This is a genomic window from uncultured Corynebacterium sp. (genome assembly GCF_946998835.1).
In the GTDB taxonomy this organism is placed as follows: domain Bacteria; phylum Actinomycetota; class Actinomycetes; order Mycobacteriales; family Mycobacteriaceae; genus Corynebacterium.
Genome location: NZ_CAMQAZ010000014.1, coordinates 22471 through 41935 on the forward strand (window position 1 = coordinate 22471; position 19465 = coordinate 41935).

Annotated in this window: 19 protein-coding genes; 14 read left to right on the forward strand and 5 right to left on the reverse strand. The window is 59.0% G+C overall.

Annotated features, from left to right (window positions below):
- The first annotated feature begins 477 nt into the window (after window positions 1–477).
- The 6 genes from Q0U90_RS06295 (at window position 478) to Q0U90_RS06320 (ending at window position 5527) form a co-directional block, all read left to right on the forward strand.
- Window positions 478–744, forward strand: a complete 267-nt coding sequence (locus Q0U90_RS06295; RefSeq protein ID WP_297452659.1) for a type B 50S ribosomal protein L31 — start codon at window positions 478–480, stop codon at window positions 742–744.
- A gap of 21 nt (window positions 745–765) precedes the next feature.
- Window positions 766–939, forward strand: coding sequence for a 50S ribosomal protein L32 (rpmF, locus tag Q0U90_RS06300; RefSeq protein ID WP_005511439.1), 174 nt, complete (start codon window positions 766–768; stop codon window positions 937–939).
- Between the two features lie 219 nt (window positions 940–1158).
- On the forward strand, window positions 1159–1851 hold the full coding sequence (locus Q0U90_RS06305) for a response regulator transcription factor (protein ID WP_297452661.1): 693 nt from the start codon (window positions 1159–1161) through the stop codon (window positions 1849–1851).
- On the forward strand, window positions 1851–3410 hold the full coding sequence (locus Q0U90_RS06310; RefSeq protein WP_297452742.1) for a HAMP domain-containing sensor histidine kinase: 1560 nt from the start codon (window positions 1851–1853) through the stop codon (window positions 3408–3410). Before Q0U90_RS06305 ends, Q0U90_RS06310 begins: the two co-directional genes overlap by 1 nt.
- Before the next feature lie 158 nt (window positions 3411–3568).
- A complete protein-coding gene (locus tag Q0U90_RS06315; protein WP_297452663.1) occupies window positions 3569–4888 on the forward strand; it encodes a trypsin-like peptidase domain-containing protein in 1320 nt (439 codons plus the stop codon).
- 93 nt (window positions 4889–4981) lie between these two features.
- Entirely contained in the window at window positions 4982–5527 is a 546-nt protein-coding gene (locus Q0U90_RS06320; RefSeq protein ID WP_297452665.1) for a molybdopterin-binding protein, read from the forward strand.
- 294 nt (window positions 5528–5821) lie between these two features.
- Here Q0U90_RS06320 and mscL read toward each other — a convergent pair whose 3' ends face one another.
- The 3 genes from mscL to Q0U90_RS06335 all read right to left on the reverse strand — a co-directional run bounded on the left by mscL (window position 5822) and on the right by Q0U90_RS06335 (window position 7818).
- Window positions 5822–6238, reverse strand: coding sequence for a large-conductance mechanosensitive channel protein MscL (mscL, locus tag Q0U90_RS06325; RefSeq protein WP_297452667.1), 417 nt, complete (start codon window positions 6236–6238; stop codon window positions 5822–5824).
- A 254-nt stretch (window positions 6239–6492) separates the two neighbouring features.
- The gene (locus tag Q0U90_RS06330; protein ID WP_297452669.1) at window positions 6493–6993 is read right to left on the reverse strand and encodes an SAF domain-containing protein; all 501 of its coding nucleotides are present in this window, start codon (window positions 6991–6993) and stop codon (window positions 6493–6495) included.
- Between the two features lie 150 nt (window positions 6994–7143).
- On the reverse strand, window positions 7144–7818 hold the full coding sequence (locus Q0U90_RS06335) for a 5-formyltetrahydrofolate cyclo-ligase (RefSeq protein WP_297452671.1): 675 nt from the start codon (window positions 7816–7818) through the stop codon (window positions 7144–7146).
- 136 nt (window positions 7819–7954) lie between these two features.
- Here Q0U90_RS06335 and Q0U90_RS06340 point away from each other — a divergent pair, with 136 nt between their 5' ends.
- From Q0U90_RS06340 to Q0U90_RS06365, 6 genes are all read left to right on the forward strand, one after another.
- Window positions 7955–8929 carry a UTP--glucose-1-phosphate uridylyltransferase gene (locus Q0U90_RS06340; protein WP_297452673.1) on the forward strand — a complete coding sequence of 325 codons (975 nt, stop codon included), beginning with the start codon at window positions 7955–7957 and terminating at the stop codon, window positions 8927–8929.
- Window positions 8930–9078: 149 nt separating this feature from the next.
- The gene (gene glp / locus Q0U90_RS06345) at window positions 9079–10350 is read left to right on the forward strand and encodes a gephyrin-like molybdotransferase Glp (protein ID WP_297452675.1); all 1272 of its coding nucleotides are present in this window, start codon (window positions 9079–9081) and stop codon (window positions 10348–10350) included.
- A 32-nt stretch (window positions 10351–10382) separates the two neighbouring features.
- Window positions 10383–11015 (forward strand): GNAT family protein, encoded by a 633-nt coding sequence (locus Q0U90_RS06350; RefSeq protein WP_297452677.1) that lies wholly within the window; start codon window positions 10383–10385, stop codon window positions 11013–11015.
- A 174-nt stretch (window positions 11016–11189) separates the two neighbouring features.
- Window positions 11190–12335 (forward strand): gephyrin-like molybdotransferase receptor GlpR, encoded by a 1146-nt coding sequence (gene glpR, locus Q0U90_RS06355; protein ID WP_297452678.1) that lies wholly within the window; start codon window positions 11190–11192, stop codon window positions 12333–12335.
- A gap of 273 nt (window positions 12336–12608) precedes the next feature.
- A complete protein-coding gene (locus Q0U90_RS06360) occupies window positions 12609–12998 on the forward strand; it encodes a DoxX family protein (protein WP_297452744.1) in 390 nt (129 codons plus the stop codon).
- A 65-nt stretch (window positions 12999–13063) separates the two neighbouring features.
- Window positions 13064–13858, forward strand: a complete 795-nt coding sequence (locus tag Q0U90_RS06365) for a zf-HC2 domain-containing protein (protein WP_297452681.1) — start codon at window positions 13064–13066, stop codon at window positions 13856–13858.
- Here the strand turns inward: Q0U90_RS06365 and Q0U90_RS06370 are convergent.
- Window positions 13855–15411, reverse strand: a complete 1557-nt coding sequence (locus tag Q0U90_RS06370; RefSeq protein WP_297452683.1) for a phospholipid carrier-dependent glycosyltransferase — start codon at window positions 15409–15411, stop codon at window positions 13855–13857. The genes Q0U90_RS06365 and Q0U90_RS06370 overlap by 4 nt on opposite strands.
- Window positions 15412–15436: 25 nt before the next feature.
- Between Q0U90_RS06370 and rsmI the strand changes: the two genes are divergently transcribed.
- Window positions 15437–16348 carry a 16S rRNA (cytidine(1402)-2'-O)-methyltransferase gene (gene rsmI / locus Q0U90_RS06375; RefSeq protein WP_297452686.1) on the forward strand — a complete coding sequence of 304 codons (912 nt, stop codon included), beginning with the start codon at window positions 15437–15439 and terminating at the stop codon, window positions 16346–16348.
- 159 nt (window positions 16349–16507) lie between these two features.
- Window positions 16508–18238: a BCCT family transporter gene (locus Q0U90_RS06380; protein ID WP_297452688.1), complete on the forward strand. Its 1731-nt coding sequence runs from the start codon at window positions 16508–16510 to the stop codon at window positions 18236–18238.
- Here Q0U90_RS06380 and Q0U90_RS06385 read toward each other — a convergent pair.
- Window positions 18235–19461, reverse strand: coding sequence for an aminodeoxychorismate synthase component I (locus Q0U90_RS06385; protein WP_297452690.1), 1227 nt, complete (start codon window positions 19459–19461; stop codon window positions 18235–18237). The two genes, Q0U90_RS06380 and Q0U90_RS06385, sit on opposite strands and share 4 nt — an antisense overlap.
- Window positions 19462–19465 lie beyond the last annotated feature (4 nt).

The window sequence follows — 19465 nt, forward strand, 5'->3', positions numbered from 1 at the left end:
AATGCCGACATCATTGGTGCGCCACGCCGAAATCATTGAAGTGCCGAGAATTTCACCTGGCCTTTTCCGGGGCGCTGCCCATTGACATTCGACGCTGAGCGCGTAAACGAATAACTAGACAACAGCGAGAGAACAGTTTACACACGACTTGTGCGATAACCTAATCGCTGCTCCACTGCGGTTTTGAGGCGGGTTTCTAGGCGGGGCTTTAGGAGTCGTTTTCTCAGCGCCGGGCTCTAAGGTTTAGCTTTTCTCTGCGGTGGCTGCTGATCTGTCCGGTGTGGCGCGCCCGCAGTGTTTTTTAATTTTCGGGCATGAGCCTGTAATATTCCATCGAGTGTCACATGCCGGTTTGTAGAGATATTGACCAGGTGCGTGTCATTGTAAGTCGTATTCGTACCCAACTCAGGCACGATTCATCCGCTGTTAGCTGGGTGAAAGCGACCTGAAGTTCAATCCTGAGGGAAACGAGAATTAATGAAGAAGGACATCCATCCTGATTACCACCCGGTGGTATTCAAGGACGCAAGCACGGGTCACTCTTTCCTTACCCGTTCCACCGCCACCTCCGACCGCACTGTCGAGTGGGAAGACGGTAACGAGTACCCGCTGATCGTCGTCGACGTCACCAGCGAGTCGCACCCGTTCTGGACCGGTGCTCAGCGTGTCATGGACACCGCTGGTCGCGTCGAGAAGTTCCAGCGTCGTTACGGTAACCGCATTCGCCGCGCGAAGAAGAACTAAGAATAGGAGGGGAATAAGAAAATGGCAGTACCAAAGCGTCGCATGTCGCGTGCTAACACCCGCGCTCGCCGTTCCCAGTGGAAGAGCAACAACGTCGCTCTCCAGGAAGTCAAGGTCAACGGCCGCGTCTACAACGTTCCTCGTCGCATCGCCAAGGCCGTCCAGCTCGGTCTGGTTGATGTCGAGAAGTTCTAACGCGCATCTTTACCGATGCTGACAACGTTCCTCGCGCACAGCGTGTTTAGTATGTAAGGAACGATTGATAAAGAGCTTTCAAAAACCTCACCCCATCGCCAAGTGACGGCGATGGGGTGAGGTTTTTGAGTCCTATGTCCAGATTTAATACGAGCTCTCTCACGAAGAATCTGTGCCACATTTACACTCGCCTTATATTTTCAAGGCACAATAGTCAGTATGAAGATTTTGGTAGTTGATGACGATCAGGCTGTGCGCGAGGCGTTGCGGCGTTCGTTGACATTTAATGGCTACACGGTAGAGCTGGCCGAAGATGGCGCAGAGGCCTTGGAAAAGATTGCTAAGGACCGCCCTGACTTGGCCATTCTGGATGTCATGATGCCGAAGCTCGACGGCCTGGATGTTTGCCGTCGGCTGCGCAGTGAAGGCGATGATCTGCCGGTCATGATGTTGACTGCTCGCGATTCGGTCTCTGAACGCGTTGCCGGGCTTGATGCCGGTGCGGATGACTACCTTCCCAAGCCTTTCGCATTGGAAGAGCTGCTTGCTCGTGTGCGCTCGCTGCTACGTCGCTCCGCGTTGGAAGTGCCGGCAGCGGAGGATGCCGCAACTCTGCAGTTTGAAGATCTCTCCTTGGATCCGGAAACCCGTGAGGTGTTCCGCGGCGAGCGTCGGATTAGTCTCACTCGGACAGAGTTCGCACTGCTGGAATTGTTAATGAGCAACCCGCGTCGCGTGCTGTCCCGCACTGCCATTTTGGAGGATGTCTGGGGCTATGATTTCCCGACGTCCGGCAACGCGCTAGAGGTCTACATCGGCTACCTGCGTCGTAAGACGGAGGCAGAGGGAGAACCTCGTCTGATTCACACGGTCCGTGGTGTCGGTTATGTGATGCGGGAGACCGCCCCGTGATGTTGCGCCGTCGTCGTTCGACCGGCGGTGGCGTGCAATCACATCAGCGTTCGGCCTCGGAGGCTGCTCCGGGGCAAGGCACCGTCGGAAAGCAAGAGAAACCCGCGAATGCTGAGGCGATGGTGGGGGAGACACTCGCCGATCTGCCGCGGAGTTCGCGTATCCCGTCGCTGCGTTGGCGGCTGACCATTCTGACAGCGCTCATCGTGGCGATGTCAGTTGGTCTCATGACGTTGGCGGCGTTTTTCACAGTGCAGGCAACGCTGTACCGCGAGGTGGACAATAACCTGCGCAATCAGGCGGAAAAGCTGCTTATGTCGCCGTATGCCTCGGAGTTCGCTATCGGTCCGTCCTTCGAAGCGGACTCAAATAGGATTCTGAATCCGGATTTGGATGCGGTGTACTTTGCCCACGGCAGCGTGGCGGGCAAGGGCGGCGGCACGATTTCCATTGGCGGCCCGGAGCTGGCGGTGTTGCGGGGCAATCGACAGGAATCGATTCGCACCGATGAGTACAACGGCCGTCGTGTCTATGCGGTTCGCTCCGAAGACGGCGCGACGCTGATTCTCTCACAGGATTTGAGTTCGACCCAGTCGGTTTTGAAGGCGCTCGGCGCGGTGCTACTGAGTATCTCGGCGATCGGTATCCTCTTCGCAATCGGCTCCGGTATCACGGTGGCGACTACGGGTCTGCGCCCGGTCACACGTCTGCGTATTGCTGCGGAGCGGGTGACGGAGACAGATGAGCTGCGCCCAATCCCTGTGGAGGGCGACGACGAGTTAGCTCGCTTTACCCGCAGCTTCAACGAGATGCTGGCTGCGCTTCAGGCATCGCGTATTAAGCAAGCTGAGTTGGTTGCCGATGCCGGGCACGAGTTGAAAACACCGCTGACGTCGTTACGCACGAATATTGAGTTGCTGATGATGGCCTCCCGTTCGGGAGCGGCGATTTCCGACGAGGATCGCGCGGACTTGGAAGCCGACGTCATCGCGCAGTTGGAGGAGCTGTCGACTTTGGTCGGTGACCTCGTTGATCTGGCGCGCGAAGATGGTCCGCAGCAGGTGATTGAGCATGTCGATCTCGATGAGATTATTTCCACTTCGCTGGCGCGCGTTGAGCGTCGTCGTCCGGATGTGATTTTCGATGTGCAGACAGCACCGTGGTACATCTACGGTGACCCGGCGGGACTTGGTCGCGCGATTTTGAACCTGATGGATAACGCTGCAAAGTGGTCGCCGGAAAACGGCACCGTGAGGGTCCGTCTGCGGCCGCTCAGCGAAGTCGTCGCTGAGTTCACGGTGGCGGACTCGGGGCCGGGTATCCCAAAGGAAGATCGCGATAAGGTCTTTGAGCGTTTCTACCGCTCCATCCAGTCGCGGTCGATGCCGGGATCCGGTCTGGGGCTGGCCATAGTGAAGTCAGTCATTGTCCGCCACGGTGGCACGATTACCGCCGATGAGTCAGACGATGGTGGTGCCCTGATGCGGGTGACGTTGCCAGGCAGCCCTCACAGCGGAAAGGACACCGACTCGGATTCGCCGGAACCGAATACCCAGTGAGGAAGAATCCACCAGGTCAAGGCTGATAATCATCCCCGTCCTGCACAACTTTCTAAGCCAGTGTGAGGCGGGGATTCGGTGTTTCATTGGGCGAATTATCGGCGAGACCGAAGACTGTTCTCAGCCAATTGTTAGACAGACAGTGCAAGGTATGACGTATGAGTAACTCTTTCAACGATTCCTCGCGGGGAGATGGGCTGGGGCAATATCCCTCCAAATCTCACAACTTCAGCGGGAACCGTGCTTTCAGGGATGCTGGTCAGGCGGGTCAGTTTTCTATGAATGGCCGCGGTTGGGAGGATTCCCACTACAACAATGTTCCGACCCAGCCGAATGGTGCATATGCAGGCGGTCCAGAGTGGGAAGTAGCAGCCGGAAGCCAGAAGACCAAGGGTTCCCCCGGGGCAAAGGGCATGGGGGCACTGGCAGTCGCTGCGCTGATGCTGTGCTCGGCTGGTATTGGTGGCGGTGTCGGAGCATGGGTGGTTCATAACTCTCAGGCATCGGCCCCTGCTGACAATGCACTGGATAAGCCCGCGGAAACTCGCCAGGTGGCGGCGGCTGAGGGGTCTGTCGAGAAGGTTGCTCAGAAGGTACTGCCGAGTGTCGTGTCTATCACTACGGCTTCAGAGCGTGGCGTGGCATCGGGTTCGGGCTCCATTCTGTCTTCCGATGGTTTGGTGTTGACGAATAATCACGTCGTCGCAGGCGCAGGCCCAGACGCACACATGGAAGTTTTGCTTTCCGACGGTACGACGCACCCGGCCACCTTGGTTGCAGGGGATGCCGCTACCGATATTGCTGTAATTCGAATTGAAGGTGTAAACGGGCTGCGCCCCATCTCGTTGGGCAATTCCTCGCAGGTTCAAGTCGGCCAGGAAGTGGTGGCCGTCGGCTCGCCGCTGGGGCTGACTTCCACTGTTACGCAGGGCATTGTTTCCGCTAAAAACCGTCCGGTCACCGCCGCTGGTGAGGACGGCCAGTCTTCGGTGATTGACGCAATCCAGACCGATGCGGCAATTAATCCGGGTAATTCTGGTGGTGCACTAGTGGATATGGAGGGCAACCTCATCGGTGTGCCCAGCGTGATTGCCTCCAACACCGAAGGTTCGGAGCAGGCCGGCAGTATCGGTCTTGGTTTCGCAATTCCGGTTAATCAGGCTCGTCGGATTGCGGAAGACCTGATTGATTCCGGTAAGGCACGGATGCCTGTCATTGGTGCCCAGATTGACTCACGGCCGGTCGCACGTGGTGCGCTGGTGCGAGAGGTAACTCCTGGTGGCCCTGCGGATAAAGCTGGGCTGAAGGACGGTGACCTTATTACCAAGGTTGATGATCGCACACTTGATAACGGCGTGGCGCTAATTGCGGCTATTCGGTCGCATCGAATCGGGGATTCTGTCACACTTACAGTTACAGATGAGCGGGGCGGCAACGAGCGAACGGTCGATGTCACCTTGGTCGAAGCCCAGGATTGATAAACAGCATGGTGGGTGTTTCTTCACCATCTGTAGGTGATTTTTTAGTGAAGCTGCGGGTAAAGAACTGTGGGAGAAAGCGAGAAAGAGCAGATGAGTGAAACCGTGAGCACTGAGCCCAGCGACGTTAACCTCGCTGAGATGGAGCGTCTCATCAATGACGATGGCCAGGTCCGAAACGCCTTTGTCGTGCTAGTGGGCGATCATTTCGAAAATCCAGATGCTGCGGCTTCGCTTATGGTTGAGCTGTTGGAAGAAGCCGGCTACTCCGTTGACGCCGTTGTCAGCACGAATGCGGTTAAGCGTGAGATTCGCAAGGCTCTGGATACCGCAGTCGTCGGTGGCGCAGATTTGGTCGTCACACTTGGCGGAGTCGGTGTTGGCCCTCGGGCGAAGACCCCGGATGCCACCCGCAAGGTCCTCGATGTCCGCTTGCAGGGCATCGAGCAGGCTATTCGTAACTCCGGCATGGGGGCTGGGAGCTTGGATGCGGGACTTTCCCGCGGTTTAGCTGGGGTTTCTGGGCAGACTGTGATTATCAACCTCGCGGAGTCGCGCGGGGCGGTGCGCGATGGCATGGCTACGATTCTTCCGCTGGTCTCTCATGTGCTTGAGGACCTCGGACGTTGGAGTGTCTAGGAATGGGCGACGCTAAGCAGCCCGATCAACCGGAGGAACCGACTGGGCATAGCAGTCGGCGCCGGCAGCGTCGGCGTGCTGGTGCGCCAGCGAAGAACTTCGCCCAGCCGCGCAGTGCGAAAACCGCGCGTACGGTGCGCTATCACGATGAATCCCCCGAGGACGCTCGCGATTTTGATGCGGATTACTGGACAAAACAGCGCCCACCCCATTGGGGATGAGCGCTGTTTAAAGGCGTTAGTTAGCTTCTCGCCGTAAGCGTGTAACTAGCAGCTAGCGGCTAGTTCAGTTCCGCTAGCTCAGTTCCTGGGTCGGCTTGCCGTTCTGCTCTGCCAGCAGGTCACGGATCTCAGTCAGCAGGTCAGCCTCGGTGACCTCCGGCTCAGCGGAGGTCTCCAGACGAGCCTCGCGCATCTCGTTGAACTTGTTCATCGGAGCAACGATGACGAAGTAGACAACGGCTGCGACCAGCAGGAAGTTGATTACTGCGGTGATGACAGCTGCGAAGTCAAGGTAGGTCGACGGGTTACCCTCGATGATTTCGAAGCCAAGGCCAGTGACCTCTGCGCCGCCGATAGTGTTCAGCAGCGGCTCGAGCAGGCTGTCGGTGAATGCGGTGACGATTGCGGTGAACGCAGCACCGATGACAACACCGACCGCCAGGTCGATGACGTTGCCGCGCATGATGAACTCTTTAAAGCCCTTAAGCATAGGAGATTTCCTTCTGTAGAAACGAAACAAACCAAACGAGACCTGTGAGGCATCGTGTAGCTCAATGCAGGCCCATACGATTTGGGAAATGGGGACAGTCCGATAAACGGCAAAGGCCCCCGGGTCATAGTTCAAATCGTAGTTTTGAATTGCTTAAGCATTCTAGCCCCGTACGGCAGGGTCCAACAAGTCAACTTCTTATAAATTTTGCTGTTCAGGCCCATAAAATGCGATAAACGCTGAGATTTTCGTCACTATCCCGCAAGTAACAGTGTGAGCGGAGACGCCAACGATGTCGCCGCCACCACCTCCGCGGCACCTGTAGGCAGCGCAACCAAGACCACCTCATTGTCGACGATGTTGACCACCCGCGCGCCATGTGCGAGTGGCGCCGCCACGCCGCGCTCATCCGCTGTCGACACAATATCCACGCTGTCACCGGTGCGAAGTGCGGACACAATGCCCGCATCGGCCAACGTAATGGCAATGATCTTGCTTTCCGACGTCCCCGTCAGCGACCTGGCTAGAGATGGGCCAACCATTCGTTGCTCCGTAAGGATCTCTCCCTGCGACATTCCAGTGGCCAGGGTGCGCCCCAGAGCGGCATCGATATCTGTCACGGCTCCGGCAGGAACAAGGTCTCGGGGAATGTCCATTATGGCCAAATCCTGCTCCGTAACCGATGCGCCAGCGGAAATGGACCTAGCGCTGACCACTGCTCGGGCATGGCCACTGCGGGGCAGCATGGAGTCCATGACAGCGAGTCCGACCGCACACAGAAAGACAATAAGGGCAATTGTGCGGCGAATAGTGGCGGGTCGGGGCTTATGAAATGAACGCGAAAACCAGGGCAATTTTTTGGGGCTCATATTTAGTTAGGCGCGAAAATCCCGGTTTCGGTTCCATTAGATTTGCGTAATCCTCTTCGGGGTAATCACATAATCGGCGGGAACGTCGTGCTCATCGTAGGCAAGGCCGTGGCGCAGCTCGGTGTCGAAAACCGCAACAGCGATTGCGGCAGCTCTTCCTCCAACCGTTTCGGCACTGCGTCGAGCAAAACCTAAACTGCGGTCGTAATAGCCAGCGCCGCGCCCCAGTCGCATTCCGGTTGTGGGGTCGGCGGCAACGGCAGGCAGAATAATCGCATCAGCGGCTCTCAGGGACTCAGGGCTGAGGGCGCAGTCTTTGGCTACAGGTTCCAAGAGTCCAAATCGCCCCTTGTGGAGGCTGCCGTCGTAGTAGCCCCAGTGCAGAGGCTGTGGTGCGCTGGGCGGGCAGACGGGGAGCAGGATTCGCGCTTTGGGAACTGCGTTGGCGAGAGCCTCCACAAAACCCTGGCCGGGCTTGCCTCCAGACGGGCTGGCAACACTCGCGCCGGGCTCATCGCCAGCGGGGACATAGGCGGCAATAACAGGGCTCGTCAGGTCGCCGACGGTGGTGGACAACCACGTTTGCAACCGCTGTACCAGGGCTTCGTCGTCAAGCATGCGCTCTCGTTGCCCCTTGGCGGCACGCGCGTCGAGTACCTCGTGGCGGGTGCGGGATTTGAGAGCGGACGCGGTTTCGGAAAGCGTAGCCATACCTGCAAACCTACTCTGTCCGATTTTGGGGGAAGGGACGTGGTCGGCGGAGCGTAAAAAAGATTTCTAACTAATGCGGTGGAAAAGTGGGGTCAGCCTCCGAGCAAATGGAAGTTATATAGGTATCGTTGCCTTTATGGTCTTATCGTCTTCAGAGTCTGGTTCGGACATGACTACGCCGGTTCGAACTGTCATCGTTCCTGCCGCGGGTATGGGCACGCGATTTTTGCCTGCTACCAAGACAGTTCCGAAAGAGTTGCTGCCGGTGGTGGATACGCCGGGCATCGAGATGATTGCTGAAGAGGCCGCGGCCGCTGGGGCGGAACGCCTGGCCATTGTCACCGCCCCCAGTAAGGATGGCGTGCTCGGGCACTTTGACCCGCGACCGGATTTGGAACAGACTCTCGCCGAGCGTGGCAAGGACAAGATTGCCGCGAAGGTGCGCCGCGCCGCCGAGGTTATTCGCGTGGAGTCCGTGGTTCAGGACCGTCCGCTGGGACTGGGCCACGCCGTATTAGTCGCTGAGCCACTTCTGGCAGACGATGAGGACAGTGTGGCTGTCATGCTTCCCGACGATCTCGTGCTCCCGGTGGGCGTGATGGACCGTATGACGGAAGTTCGCGAGCGATTTGGTGGCTCGGTGCTGTGTGCACTGGAAATCCCTCACGAAGAGGTCTACAACTACGGTGTCTTCGACATCGAGGAAGCCACCCCGGCTGAGTCCGGTGAGCTTGGTGAGGACGCCACCGATGCTGGCGACTGGGATGATGTGAAGCGTGTCAAGGGCATGGTGGAAAAACCGGACCCCGCAGACGCTCCCTCCAACTTCGTGGCAGTTGGCCGTTACCTGTTGGACCGGGCCATCTTCGATGCGCTCCGCCGCATTCCGCGAGGCAAAGGTGGGGAGTACCAGCTCACCGATGCGATTGAGCTGCTGATTCAGGAGGGGCACCCCGTTCATGTGGTCGTCCACAAGGGTTTCCGCCATGACCTGGGAAATCCTGGTGGCTTTATTCGTGCTTGCGTAGACTTTGGACTTAGGCACCCGGACTACAGTGAGGGGCTGCGCGAGTATATGCAGCAGCGCCTGGCACAGGACGAGCAGGCTTAACGCCCTCTTTGAAGGCTGGTATTGCATGGCAGCATCCTGATGGCCACAGCTTGGCTCTTTACTTCACGGCCCTGTATTGAAAAGTCGAGTCCTGATAAAGCTGAGTAGCAATAAAGCGCACCGCGGATTGGTGCCGAGGAAGGTAGATCATGCGTTCTGTGGAAGAACAGTTGGCGGCAATCACCGCGCACGCTGTGATGCCTGACCCTGTGCGCGTTGCTATTTCGGAATCCCTCGGCATGCTGTGTGCCGAAAATGTCATTGCTGAGCAGCCGCTACCGGGATTCGTTCAGTCGGCCATTGACGGTTACGCGGTGCGCGCCGTCGACATCACAGGCGAGTCTGGGTCCTTGCATCCGGATACGCGTCAGAGTGATGTGGATTTCCGCGAGGTAGAGCTGCCCGTCGTCGGCGAGGTAACAGCCGGTTCGCATCACCCGATGCGTCTACAGCCGAAGCAGGCCGTGCGCGTTCAAACTGGCGCGCCCCTGCCATCGCTTGCCGACGCCGTCGTGCCCCTAAACTGGACCGACCGCGGTGGCCGCCGAGTCAATGTCCTCCATCCGGTCTACTCGGGTGACTTCGTACGCAAAGTCGGTGCTGATGTGCAGCCTGGGGATGTGGCAGTATCGCTGGATTCAGTGATTTCGCCATCTCAGGTTGGCCTGTTGGCAGCGGTGGGGCGCTCGAAGGTCTTGGTGCATCCCAAGCCGCGCATGTCCGTAATCTCCATCGGTAATGAGTTGGTCGATGTGGACCGTACACCGGGCCTCGGACAGGTCTACGATGTCAACTCGTATGCGCTGGCGGCAGCCGGCCGCGATGCGGGAGCTGAGGTGCACCGAGTCGGTATTGCTACCGGTGAGCCCCGTCGTATCCGGGAAATCATCGAAGGCCAGCTCATTCGCAGTGAACTCCTGGTGATCACAGGTGCCGTCGGCGGTGCTGCGGGTGAGCAGATTCGTCGGGTGCTGGCGGAACTGGGGGAGGTCGATGTTTCGCGCATCGCTATGCATCCGGGTTCTGTACAGGGCTTCGGTGTGCTGGGAGATGACAAGATTCCAACGTTCCTCCTGCCGTCCAATCCCGTCGGTGCCTTGGTGGTCTTTGAGGTCATGGTTCGTCCGCTTATTCGTTTGGCGCTGGGGAAGCGCAATCCGCGCCGCCGCGCTGTGACCGCTCGTGCTATTGGTCCGATTGAGTCGGCGGAGAAGCGTCGCGGATACATCCGTGGCCAGCTCATGCGTGACCGCGAGACCGGCGAGTACATGGTGCAACCGCTGGGCGGTTCCGGTGGTGCGCAGGCGCACCTTTTGGCTGGTATGTCGGAGGCCAACAGTCTCATCGTGGTTCCCGAAGACGTGCTGCAAGTGCGCCCGGGAGATGTTGTCGACGTGCTATTTATGGCGCGTCAGGCCTAATCCTGCACCACTTACCGCGAGTTTTTGTTGCCGTGCGTACTTCTCGACTAGTCACCAACGGTGGCCGAGTTCGGCTGCGTGTGCCAGATCGCTCTGATGCCCCTGTATGGAGGACTATGCGTTTGCGCGATGAGCCCGTCTTGCGGCCCGTTGAGCCCACCCTCGAGGACGACTGGGATAGCGCTCACAGAGCCTCCGTATTCCGCCGTAACCTGCGCAGTTGGCGCCGGTCCGAGGCTGCCGGCGACATGGTTGTCTCCACTATCGAAGTAGATGGCCAGTTTGCGGGAATGCTCACGCTCGGCGGAATTACACCTTTTCCCGTCGCTCACGCCTGGGTTGGATACTGGGTGGGCAGTGACTTCACGGGCGGGGGAGTCGCCACTGCCGCAGTGGCGCTGGCATCGGATTATGCCAAGAAGATTGGTGTCCACCGATTGGAAGCAACTGTGTTGGAAAGCAATGTCCCGTCGATACGCGTGCTGGAAAACTGTGGGTTCCAGTACGAGGGCGTTGCGCGGGAGGCCTTCCATATGGACGGTGCGTGGCGCGATCATCTGACCTATGCGCGCGTAGGGGAGGACAGTGCGGTGGACCTCATCGTGGCGAGCGGCCGTGCACAGTATGAAGAGGCGGAGAAATATCCACCGCAACGGCGCGCCTGAGTAGTCTGGGTCACGCGCGCCGATAGGGTGATGGCAACTCTACTATTGGGCGTGTTCGCTCTAGATACGCTGGCTGCCTTCGTAAATGCCTCTGTGGAAGGGCATGTGGGCAGCGTATGTGGGCCGGGGAGAGACGGCGAATCCCCCGGGCGAACTCGCAAGGAGACGTAAAATATGTCAACTTCACTGTTGTTGATACTCATCGTTGTACTGTGGCTGTTTGTGCTGGCCCCGCTGGTGGTCAATACGCGCAAGCCGATTCGTCGTACCTCCGATGCGCTGGGTAAGACCCGCGTGCTGCATCGCGGCGGCGAGGAGCTGGCCACGACGCGACGCCGTCCCTCCTTCAAGGAGTCGGACGTGCGTGTGACCGAAGAGATTGATGACTCGCTCGAGACGGTCGATGCGCAGGTCGACGATGACTTCGATGTCAGCGACGTGCTTATCGACGACACCGTGGACGAGGCAGCCGATCCGGCCGTCGTCGAAGGCGATATCGTTTACGAGCTAGAAGCGGCGGATGCGGAAGATGAGGCTCCACAGGTGGTTGAGGCGAGCGGCGATGTGGAAGATTCGGATGACGAGGATGCTGAATCTGACTCGGACTCCGTCGCTGCTTCCGTCGAAAGCGATGAGGTTCGCGCTGATGATTCCGCCTCCGATGTGAGCGTTGACGTTCGCCGTCAATTCGTCGACGCCGATGATCTGATGTTTGCTGACGCTGCAGAATCTGCTGAGGTGGCTGATACTGCTGACAACGCCGATGCTGCTGACAACGCCGAGGACGAGCAGGAGGAACTGGACGAGCTCGCCGAGGGCAGCAGTGAGTCCGCTGTCGATGACACCCTGACCGAAGATGATTACGCATTCGCCGAAAAGCGTCGCGGTCGCGGTGGATTCGATCCGATTTCGGATGCTCGCTACGCTGAGACCCGCTATGCGCGTCGTCGCCGCTCGGTGGCCGGGTTGGCTGCGTTCATCGCAGTGACGGTTATCATCGCCGCTTTCGCCGGCGGCTGGACCTGGTGGATTCCACTGGTCGGTGTCGGCTTGATGACTCTCTACTTGGTTAACCTGCGCCGCACCGTGCGCGCAGAGCAGGAGCTGCGTGCCCGCCGAATTCGTCGTATGAAGATGGCCCGTCTCGGTGTACGTAACCGCGAGGATGACGAGTTGGGTATCCCGCAGCGTCTGCGTCGGCCGGGCGCAGTAGTTGTCGAACTTGATGATGAGGACCCGGATTTCGCCGATCTGTCCTACACCGATTACAGCTTCGACGACGACGATTACGATGAAATGCCTCAGGCTCGCGTGAGCTAGGTTCGTGAGCTGAGCAGTAAAACAACCTTAAAGTTGTCTGAGCACGTCAGCGCGATTTTTTGTTAGAAACTCGGCCTGTTACGATGTCACTACCTAAGACATGACACACCGGGTGTGTTTGGCGGAAGGCTTCTCCCGAGGGGTTGGGAGAAGCCTTTTTGCATGTGAAGACCCCATGTGGGTTACCGCCGCAGTATTGTCGCCGTAGTGCTGTCTCCCTACCGTGTTTTATCACTGCTGTCGGGTAGCATGTCCCTCATGGATCGACCGGTAATGCGCGATGGCGCACTCGTGATTCTCCGCCTGATGCTCGGAATAATCTTCATCTGTCACGGCTGGGACAAAATCTTTATCACCGGTATCGATAAGACAACCGGCTACTTTGTCGCTGCGAATATTCCGCAGGCACACCTGACGGTCTGGGTTGTCGCTCTGGTCGAGTTGGTCGGTGGTGCACTGCTGATTCTGGGGCTTTTGGCACCGACGGTGGCGATGGTGTTCATCATTGAGATGATTGGTGCCTGGTGGTCGATGCACCTGGGCAACGGTCTGTTCATCCGTGACAATGGCGCGGAGCTTGTGATGTCACTCATCGGTGGGTTGGTGATGATTTTCGTATTCGGAGCTGGCCGTTTTAGTTTGGACAGACAGTTCATCAGATAAGTCCTCATCAGACTGGTACTCAGTAGGTACAACCCCCTAAAAGTAAAAGGCGGTGGAGATTCCCCGTGGAGTGCGAGGAAATTCGCGCAGCATTGTCAGCTCGCCTCGATGGCGAGCCGGCAAGCATTGCCGATGAAGTCATCGATGCCCATCTCGGTGCCTGCGAAGACTGCCGCACTTGGTACGAGCAGGCGGTGCGGTTGAACCGTGCGCTAAAAGTGGGCCCCGCCGATGGCATGCCGGACATTTCCACGGACGATCTCTCGGAGCGCATTTTGGTCTCCATCGAACCGGAGCGACGTCGCCGCGAGCGCGCGTGGCTGCTCATGGCAGGGACTGCGCGAGGAGTTCTCATTGCGCTGGGATTGTGCTGGGCTGTCTGGGGAATTGCAACGCTAGTCGACGTGTCCGACATGATTACGCTCGGCCTCTCCTCGACGCAACCGCCTAGTGGGGGGACGGTGGGGACAGGCACGGCGACAGGCACGGGAGCGCCTATCGACGGTTCCACCGCGACCGTCGACCCGATGGAGCTCGGAGCACGCCTTGCCATCCAACTTGCGGCCATTCGGCTTGCCTTGGCGGTCGGCTTGTTCTGGGCGGCTTGGCGGCCACACGCTGCCATGGGCATGGCCCCGGTCTACGGGGCCACTGCCACGTTCAGCATTGGCTTTGGCATCCGCGACATTCTCATCGGCGCTCAGGGGTTACCGGAGATTGCAGGCCTGTCGCTGATGTTTGTCTCCGCTCTGGCATTGGCTGTCGTGTGGCTCGGCGGATACACGCCGACGGCGATTGCGCAGGCTTGGCGCGCGGCATCAGGCCTACCGGTCACTGGCGTGCCGCCGCAGCGTGATTAGCTCCAGGACGGCAACCAGAACCGCCAGTTGAAGCGTTCCAGAGGTAGTGGGTAGCCGGTCATAATCGGCAGCCAGAACACAAATGCGGCAATCACTATTGCGGCGTGAGTGCCAACGATTACCAACCCCACCGGTTTATTACGAGGCCGCCAGAGCGAGAGGTCGTCGGCAAGCAGTGCGAAGCCGATGAGCACGAACGGAATCAGTGCGGTGGCATAGAAGAAGTACATCTGACGGTCGTAGCCGATGACCCACGGCAGCCATGAGGCGAGGAAGCCGATGACTGGTAGCGCGTAGCGGCCGTCGTGGCGACCGAGCCAGCGCCATGTGGCCCACAGGACTACGGGTACCAACAACCACCAGATGGGTGGGGTGCCAAAGAGCATCATCCACCCCTTGCAGTCTTGCCCTCCGCTGCAGGTGGTTTCGGTGGAGTAGTAGAGCATGGGGCGCCAGCTGACCAGCCACTCCCAGGGCTTGGATTCCCAGGGGTGTTCGTGACCGTTGGAGGTGGTCAGCTCGGCGTGGAACTTCAGCACGCTGTTTTGATAGTGCAGGTAGTTCTGGATGGCCTCGGGAAGCCAATCGGTGCCGGGGAGACCGGTATCGCGTTCCTCGGGAGAGATATGACGGTAGACCGACGTTTCTTCGGCAAACCAAGAGCGCCAGCTCAAGAAATAAACGCCCAGCGGGACCACCACGAGATCGCGTAGTGCCGGGATAGTATCGCGGACAAGCGCGCCGAGCACGGGTTTGCGCGCACCGGCATTCATGCGTGACACCAAATCCGTGATGACCGACCACAGACCGAATGCCGCAATGTAATACAGGCCGGACCACTTCACACCGGTGGCCAGACCCAGCATGATGCCGGCGAGCAGTCGCCACCAGCGATAGCTGAGGTAGGGCCCGAAACTGCCAAGCTCCGTAGCGGATTCCAGGCGCTTGCGGGCATCGGCCTGGTCAATGAGAAGTGCCCACGCGGCCGCAACGATGAAGAAGGTCTGAATCATGTCCAGCATGCCGACCCGGGAGGAGACAAATAGCACTCCGTCGGCAAGCGCGTAGAGACCAACAATGCCCACAGCCAACCGTGAGCCGCGGGAGATGCGCCGGACGGTATCCATCAGCAGCAGAATGACCAGGGGGCCGCACACCGCCGACATGAACCGCCAGCCCATTGGTGAGTACCCGAAGATCCACTCGCCAAAGGCGATGACCTGTTTGGCCACTGGCGGATGCACGATGAGACCGTAGCCGGGATTGTCCTCGATGCCGGATGAGATGGGATCGCGCGTGGACTCTAGAATCTGCCATGCCTGCGGCACATAGTGCTTTTCATCGAAGAGCGGGGTGCCGTTATCGGTCCTGGAAGCAAGTCCGATAAAACGTGTTAGAACTGCGGCGATTCCGAGAACTACAAAAGTGGCGGTATCCCATTTATCCCATCGGCGCAGTGGTGGCAGCGGGGGAACCGGGAGAATCGGGCGCAGGAAACGCTTTCTCGCGCGGCGCTCGGATTCCGGTGGTGGGGTTAGAACGGCATCGGTCACGAGTGTCAGTTTAAGCTATGGAATCATGACGCATTCGGTATCGAACTCCCAACCGCACGACAACGACTCCCTCAGTGAGGCGGCGACGCTGGCTCCCGGCATCACTTTGGTGGCAACGCCGCTGGGCAACATCGCCGATGCCTCCGACCGCCTGCGCGGTGCGCTTATCGACGCCGATATCATCGCAGCGGAAGACACCAGGCGGGCCCGTAACCTCGCCACTGCGCTGGGCATTTCCCCCAAGGGGAAGTTCATCTCGAACTTCGACCACAACGAAGAAGGCCGCACTGCGTCGCTGATTCAGGCAGCGAAGGCGGGGCAGAAGGTCATCGTGGTGACCGACGCGGGTATGCCGGTGGTCTCTGACCCAGGTCTGGCTGTGGTGGCGGCCGCACATGATGCGGGCGTGCCCGTGTCCTGTGTGCCGGGGCCAAGTGCCGTAACCACCGCGTTGGCGCTCAGCGGGTTGGGTGTTGGACACTTCTGCTTCGACGGCTTTGCGCCGCGAAAGCAGGGTGCGCGCCGGGCGTGGTTGGAATCGCTGAAGACAGAGAAGCGGGCCTGCTGTTTCTTTGAGTCCCCGCATCGACTGGCTGTGACGCTGGCGGATGCGGCGGAGATTTTGGGGCAGGAGCGGCGTGCGTCGGTAAGCCGTGAGTTGACTAAGCGCTTTGAAGAGACCCGCCGTGCGACGCTGGGAGAGTTGGCGGCGTGGGCTGAGGAAGGAGTTCGCGGCGAGATTACGGTGGTAATTGAGGGTGCCGCCCAGCAGGCAACGGAGGTGTCCACGGAGGATCTGGTTGAGCGTGTAGAGGAGCTCGTAGCCGATGGCATCCGGCTGAAGGATGCCGCGAAGCAGGTTGCGGCAGAGGCGGGAATGACGAAGCACCGTGATCTTTACCAGGCGGTTTTAGCAGCTCGTGAGGAAAATCGTTAGCTGATTGTTACTTCTTGTCAGAAGATATTACAGCGCACGGCGGTGAACAGGGCAAACGCTGTTATTGGCCGTTTTGGACGCCGGGCAAAAATGAGGAAATCCTGAGAAAACTTGAATCTTAAGTTGAAATCCCAGGTCAATGGTGGACATGGTGGAGGAATGACGAATCCACCAGAACATGAAATACAACAAGAAGTAGGGGAGTCCGTCGTCGGCGAAGCCAACAGCGACGACATTCGAGATTCTCAGGCATCCGAAAAAGTTAAAGAGAAGAGCTTGGCCGACGATTCTCACGCTCCCGTCAACCTCGGGGTTACCATCCCCGCCGTTGTCGCAATTCTGGCAATCATCGTCTGGGGCCTGGCGCGGCCGGATAGTTTCTCTGCGTTTGCATCCAGTTCTCTGAACTGGGTCGTGGAGAACATCGGCTGGCTGTTTATCTTGGCCAGTACTGTCTTTGTCTTCTTCATTGTGTCCATCGCGATCTCCAAGTTCGGTCACATCCGCCTGGGCAAGGACAACGAGAAACCAGAGTTTTCCACACCTAGCTGGATTGCGATGATGTTCGCCGCCGGTATGGGTATCGGTCTGATGTTCTACGGCGTCGCTGAGCCGCTGACCTTCTATCGCGATGGCGTGCCGGGCCACCAGCCGAAGGAAGTCGGCACCGCCATGGCTTCGACGATGTTCCACTGGACTCTGCACCCGTGGTCTCTCTACGCCATCGTCGGTCTCGCTATCGCGTACTCGACCTACCGCCTCGGCCGAAAGCAGCTGATTTCGGCGGCGTTCATCCCGCTCATCGGCGCACGTCGCGCTGAGGGATGGTTGGGCAAGCTTATCGACGCGCTTGCGATTTTCGCCACCGTCTTCGGTACGGCAGCTTCTCTCGGTGTTGGCGTACTTCAGATTTCCGCCGGTTTGGAAATCAACGGGTTCAACGCCATCACGGGCGCACCTTTGTGGATTGGTCTTATTCTCGTTCTGGGCTGTGCCTTCTTGGTCTCTGCACTGTCGGGCGTGGGCAAGGGCATCCAGTACATCTCGAACTTCAACATGGTTGCCGCAGGTCTGCTGGCTCTGCTGGTGTTGGTCCTCGGCCCTACCGTGGTGATTCTGAACCTGATTCCGACCTCTATTGGCAGCTACCTGGATTCCTTCTTCGAGATGGCCTCTCGCTCCAGCGCCTCTGCCGACGGCACCGCCGGTGAATGGCTGTCGGCCTGGACAATCTTCTACTGGGCTTGGTGGATTTCCTGGTCGCCGTTCGTCGGTATGTTTATCGCCCGCATTTCGCGCGGTCGCACCATCCGTGAGTTCGTTTTCACAGTTGTCGCAGTTCCGTCGATTGTCTCTGCAGTGTGGTTCTCCATCTTCGGCGGTACTGCCATCACTCACGAGCAGCAGGGTGCCTCCATCTATGGTGACGGCTCGGCTGAGAGCCAGCTGTTCAATCTGTTGGAATCCCTGCCGGGTGGCGCAATTACCTCGGCTATTGCAATGATTCTGCTGGCCACCTTCTTCATCACTTCGGCGGATTCCGCCTCCACCGTGATGGGTACGATGAGCCAGTTCGGTCGTCTCACTGCTTCCCGTGGTGTCACCGCAATGTGGGGTATCTTCACCGCTCTGATTGCCATCGTTCTACTGGTCACCGGTGGCAGCGATGCGCTGTCGAATCTGCAGAACATCACCATTTTGGCGGCGAGCCCGTTCGTCATTGTTATCTTGGCGCTGATGGTGGCGCTGGTTAAGGGGCTTTCCGACGACCCGATGTACCTCGATGACAAGGAACAGCGTCAGTTTGCTCTGCGCATGGCTCGCGAGCGCCGTTTGGCGGAAGCAGCCGAGCAGCGCGAGCGCCGTCGTGCTCGTAAATTACGCAACTAGCTCTCCAACAACAGCGGTGCGGCCTTGGCCTCAATCTCGGCCCATTCGCCCTCGGATGTGGACCCGATGGTGATGCCACCGCCGATGCCAGCTTCGACCCGAACTCTCCCCGAGTTCGGGTCTTTTGCGTACTCAGCGGTCCGAATTGCGACATTGAGCTCCAGCGCATCGCCGTGGGACGCACCAATCGCACCGCAGTGGGCGCCACGGGGTTCGGGCTCCCACTCACGCAACAGCTCAATTGCGCGCAGCTTCGGTGTGCCGGTGACAGAGGCCGGTGGGAAGCAGGCTTCGATCAGCTCGGCGTGGCTGAGCTGATCGGGAAGTTCCGCGGAGACTGTGGAAAAGAGGTGCCACACTCCCGGTGCCGGGCGCACGCTGAGCAAATCGGTGACTTTCACGGTGCCGGTCTTAGCCACCTGGCCGAGGTCGTGGCGCACCAGGTCGACAATCATGATGTTCTCGGCGATGTCCTTGTCGCTGCGCAATAACTCAGCAGGGGAGTGGTCAGCGGGAATCGTGCCTTTGATAGGTGTTTCCGTCACGGTCGCGCCCGCGCGGATGAGGAACTCCTCGGGACTCAACGAGGCCAGAATGGGAATTCCAGCATCGAGGTTGCCGGGCAAGAACGCTGCCCGCGCCGGTTGATATCGCGTCACGCGGGAGGAAAACCATGCGCCGGCGTGGGATAGTGCGGGTTCAAACGCGTCAATGTCCCCTTCCGGCTCCGCATTCAGTTCCGCGTGAAAGCGTGTGGAAATGCAGGTTTGATACACCTCGCCAGCGGCAATTGCCTCTTTGCAGCTTTCCACAGCGAGCTGGTGACGGTCGCGGTCGCCCCGATCCCACTCCAGCGGTGAGGCCGCGGGGAGCGCGTCGTCACGCACATTCTCATTCGAATGGTTGATGGCATCCTGAAGGGCCTGAAGATCTGGATTTAAGGGGTCACTGGCGCCGGGGCCGTCGAAGTGCCACGAGCCGTCGTCGGCAAGCAATGCGACACAGGCAGCGACTCCGTGTGCGCTGGTGCCGGAGTAGGGGCGGAACCCAAAGGTCCACGAATCCGGGTCAGGGCTGGTGAAAAGTTTGGCTGGATCGCAGGTGGTGAGCTCGACATTGGCGGCGAGAACTGCGCGATAGCCGAACCAGGAGCCGATGAGCGCGACGGGACGATGACCGTTGGCGATGAGACGCGTCAGTACGGAGGTAGGCCAAGAGGACATAGGA

Coding starts and splice junctions, on each gene's coding strand:
- Q0U90_RS06295 (WP_297452659.1), top strand. CDS start 478: ATGAAGAAGGACATCCATCCTGATTACCACCCGGTGGTATTCAAGGAC.
- rpmF (WP_005511439.1), top strand. CDS start 766: ATGGCAGTACCAAAGCGTCGCATGTCGCGTGCTAACACCCGCGCTCGC.
- Q0U90_RS06305 (WP_297452661.1), top strand. CDS start 1,159: ATGAAGATTTTGGTAGTTGATGACGATCAGGCTGTGCGCGAGGCGTTG.
- Q0U90_RS06310 (WP_297452742.1), top strand. CDS start 1,851: ATGTTGCGCCGTCGTCGTTCGACCGGCGGTGGCGTGCAATCACATCAG.
- Q0U90_RS06315 (WP_297452663.1), top strand. CDS start 3,569: ATGAGTAACTCTTTCAACGATTCCTCGCGGGGAGATGGGCTGGGGCAA.
- Q0U90_RS06320 (WP_297452665.1), top strand. CDS start 4,982: ATGAGTGAAACCGTGAGCACTGAGCCCAGCGACGTTAACCTCGCTGAG.
- mscL (WP_297452667.1), bottom strand. CDS start 6,238: ATGCTTAAGGGCTTTAAAGAGTTCATCATGCGCGGCAACGTCATCGAC.
- Q0U90_RS06330 (WP_297452669.1), bottom strand. CDS start 6,993: ATGGACTCCATGCTGCCCCGCAGTGGCCATGCCCGAGCAGTGGTCAGC.
- Q0U90_RS06335 (WP_297452671.1), bottom strand. CDS start 7,818: ATGGCTACGCTTTCCGAAACCGCGTCCGCTCTCAAATCCCGCACCCGC.
- Q0U90_RS06340 (WP_297452673.1), top strand. CDS start 7,955: ATGGTCTTATCGTCTTCAGAGTCTGGTTCGGACATGACTACGCCGGTT.
- glp (WP_297452675.1), top strand. CDS start 9,079: ATGCGTTCTGTGGAAGAACAGTTGGCGGCAATCACCGCGCACGCTGTG.
- glpR (WP_297452678.1), top strand. CDS start 11,190: ATGTCAACTTCACTGTTGTTGATACTCATCGTTGTACTGTGGCTGTTT.
- Q0U90_RS06360 (WP_297452744.1), top strand. CDS start 12,609: ATGCGCGATGGCGCACTCGTGATTCTCCGCCTGATGCTCGGAATAATC.
- rsmI (WP_297452686.1), top strand. CDS start 15,437: ATGACGCATTCGGTATCGAACTCCCAACCGCACGACAACGACTCCCTC.
- Q0U90_RS06380 (WP_297452688.1), top strand. CDS start 16,508: ATGACGAATCCACCAGAACATGAAATACAACAAGAAGTAGGGGAGTCC.
- Q0U90_RS06385 (WP_297452690.1), bottom strand. CDS start 19,461: ATGTCCTCTTGGCCTACCTCCGTACTGACGCGTCTCATCGCCAACGGT.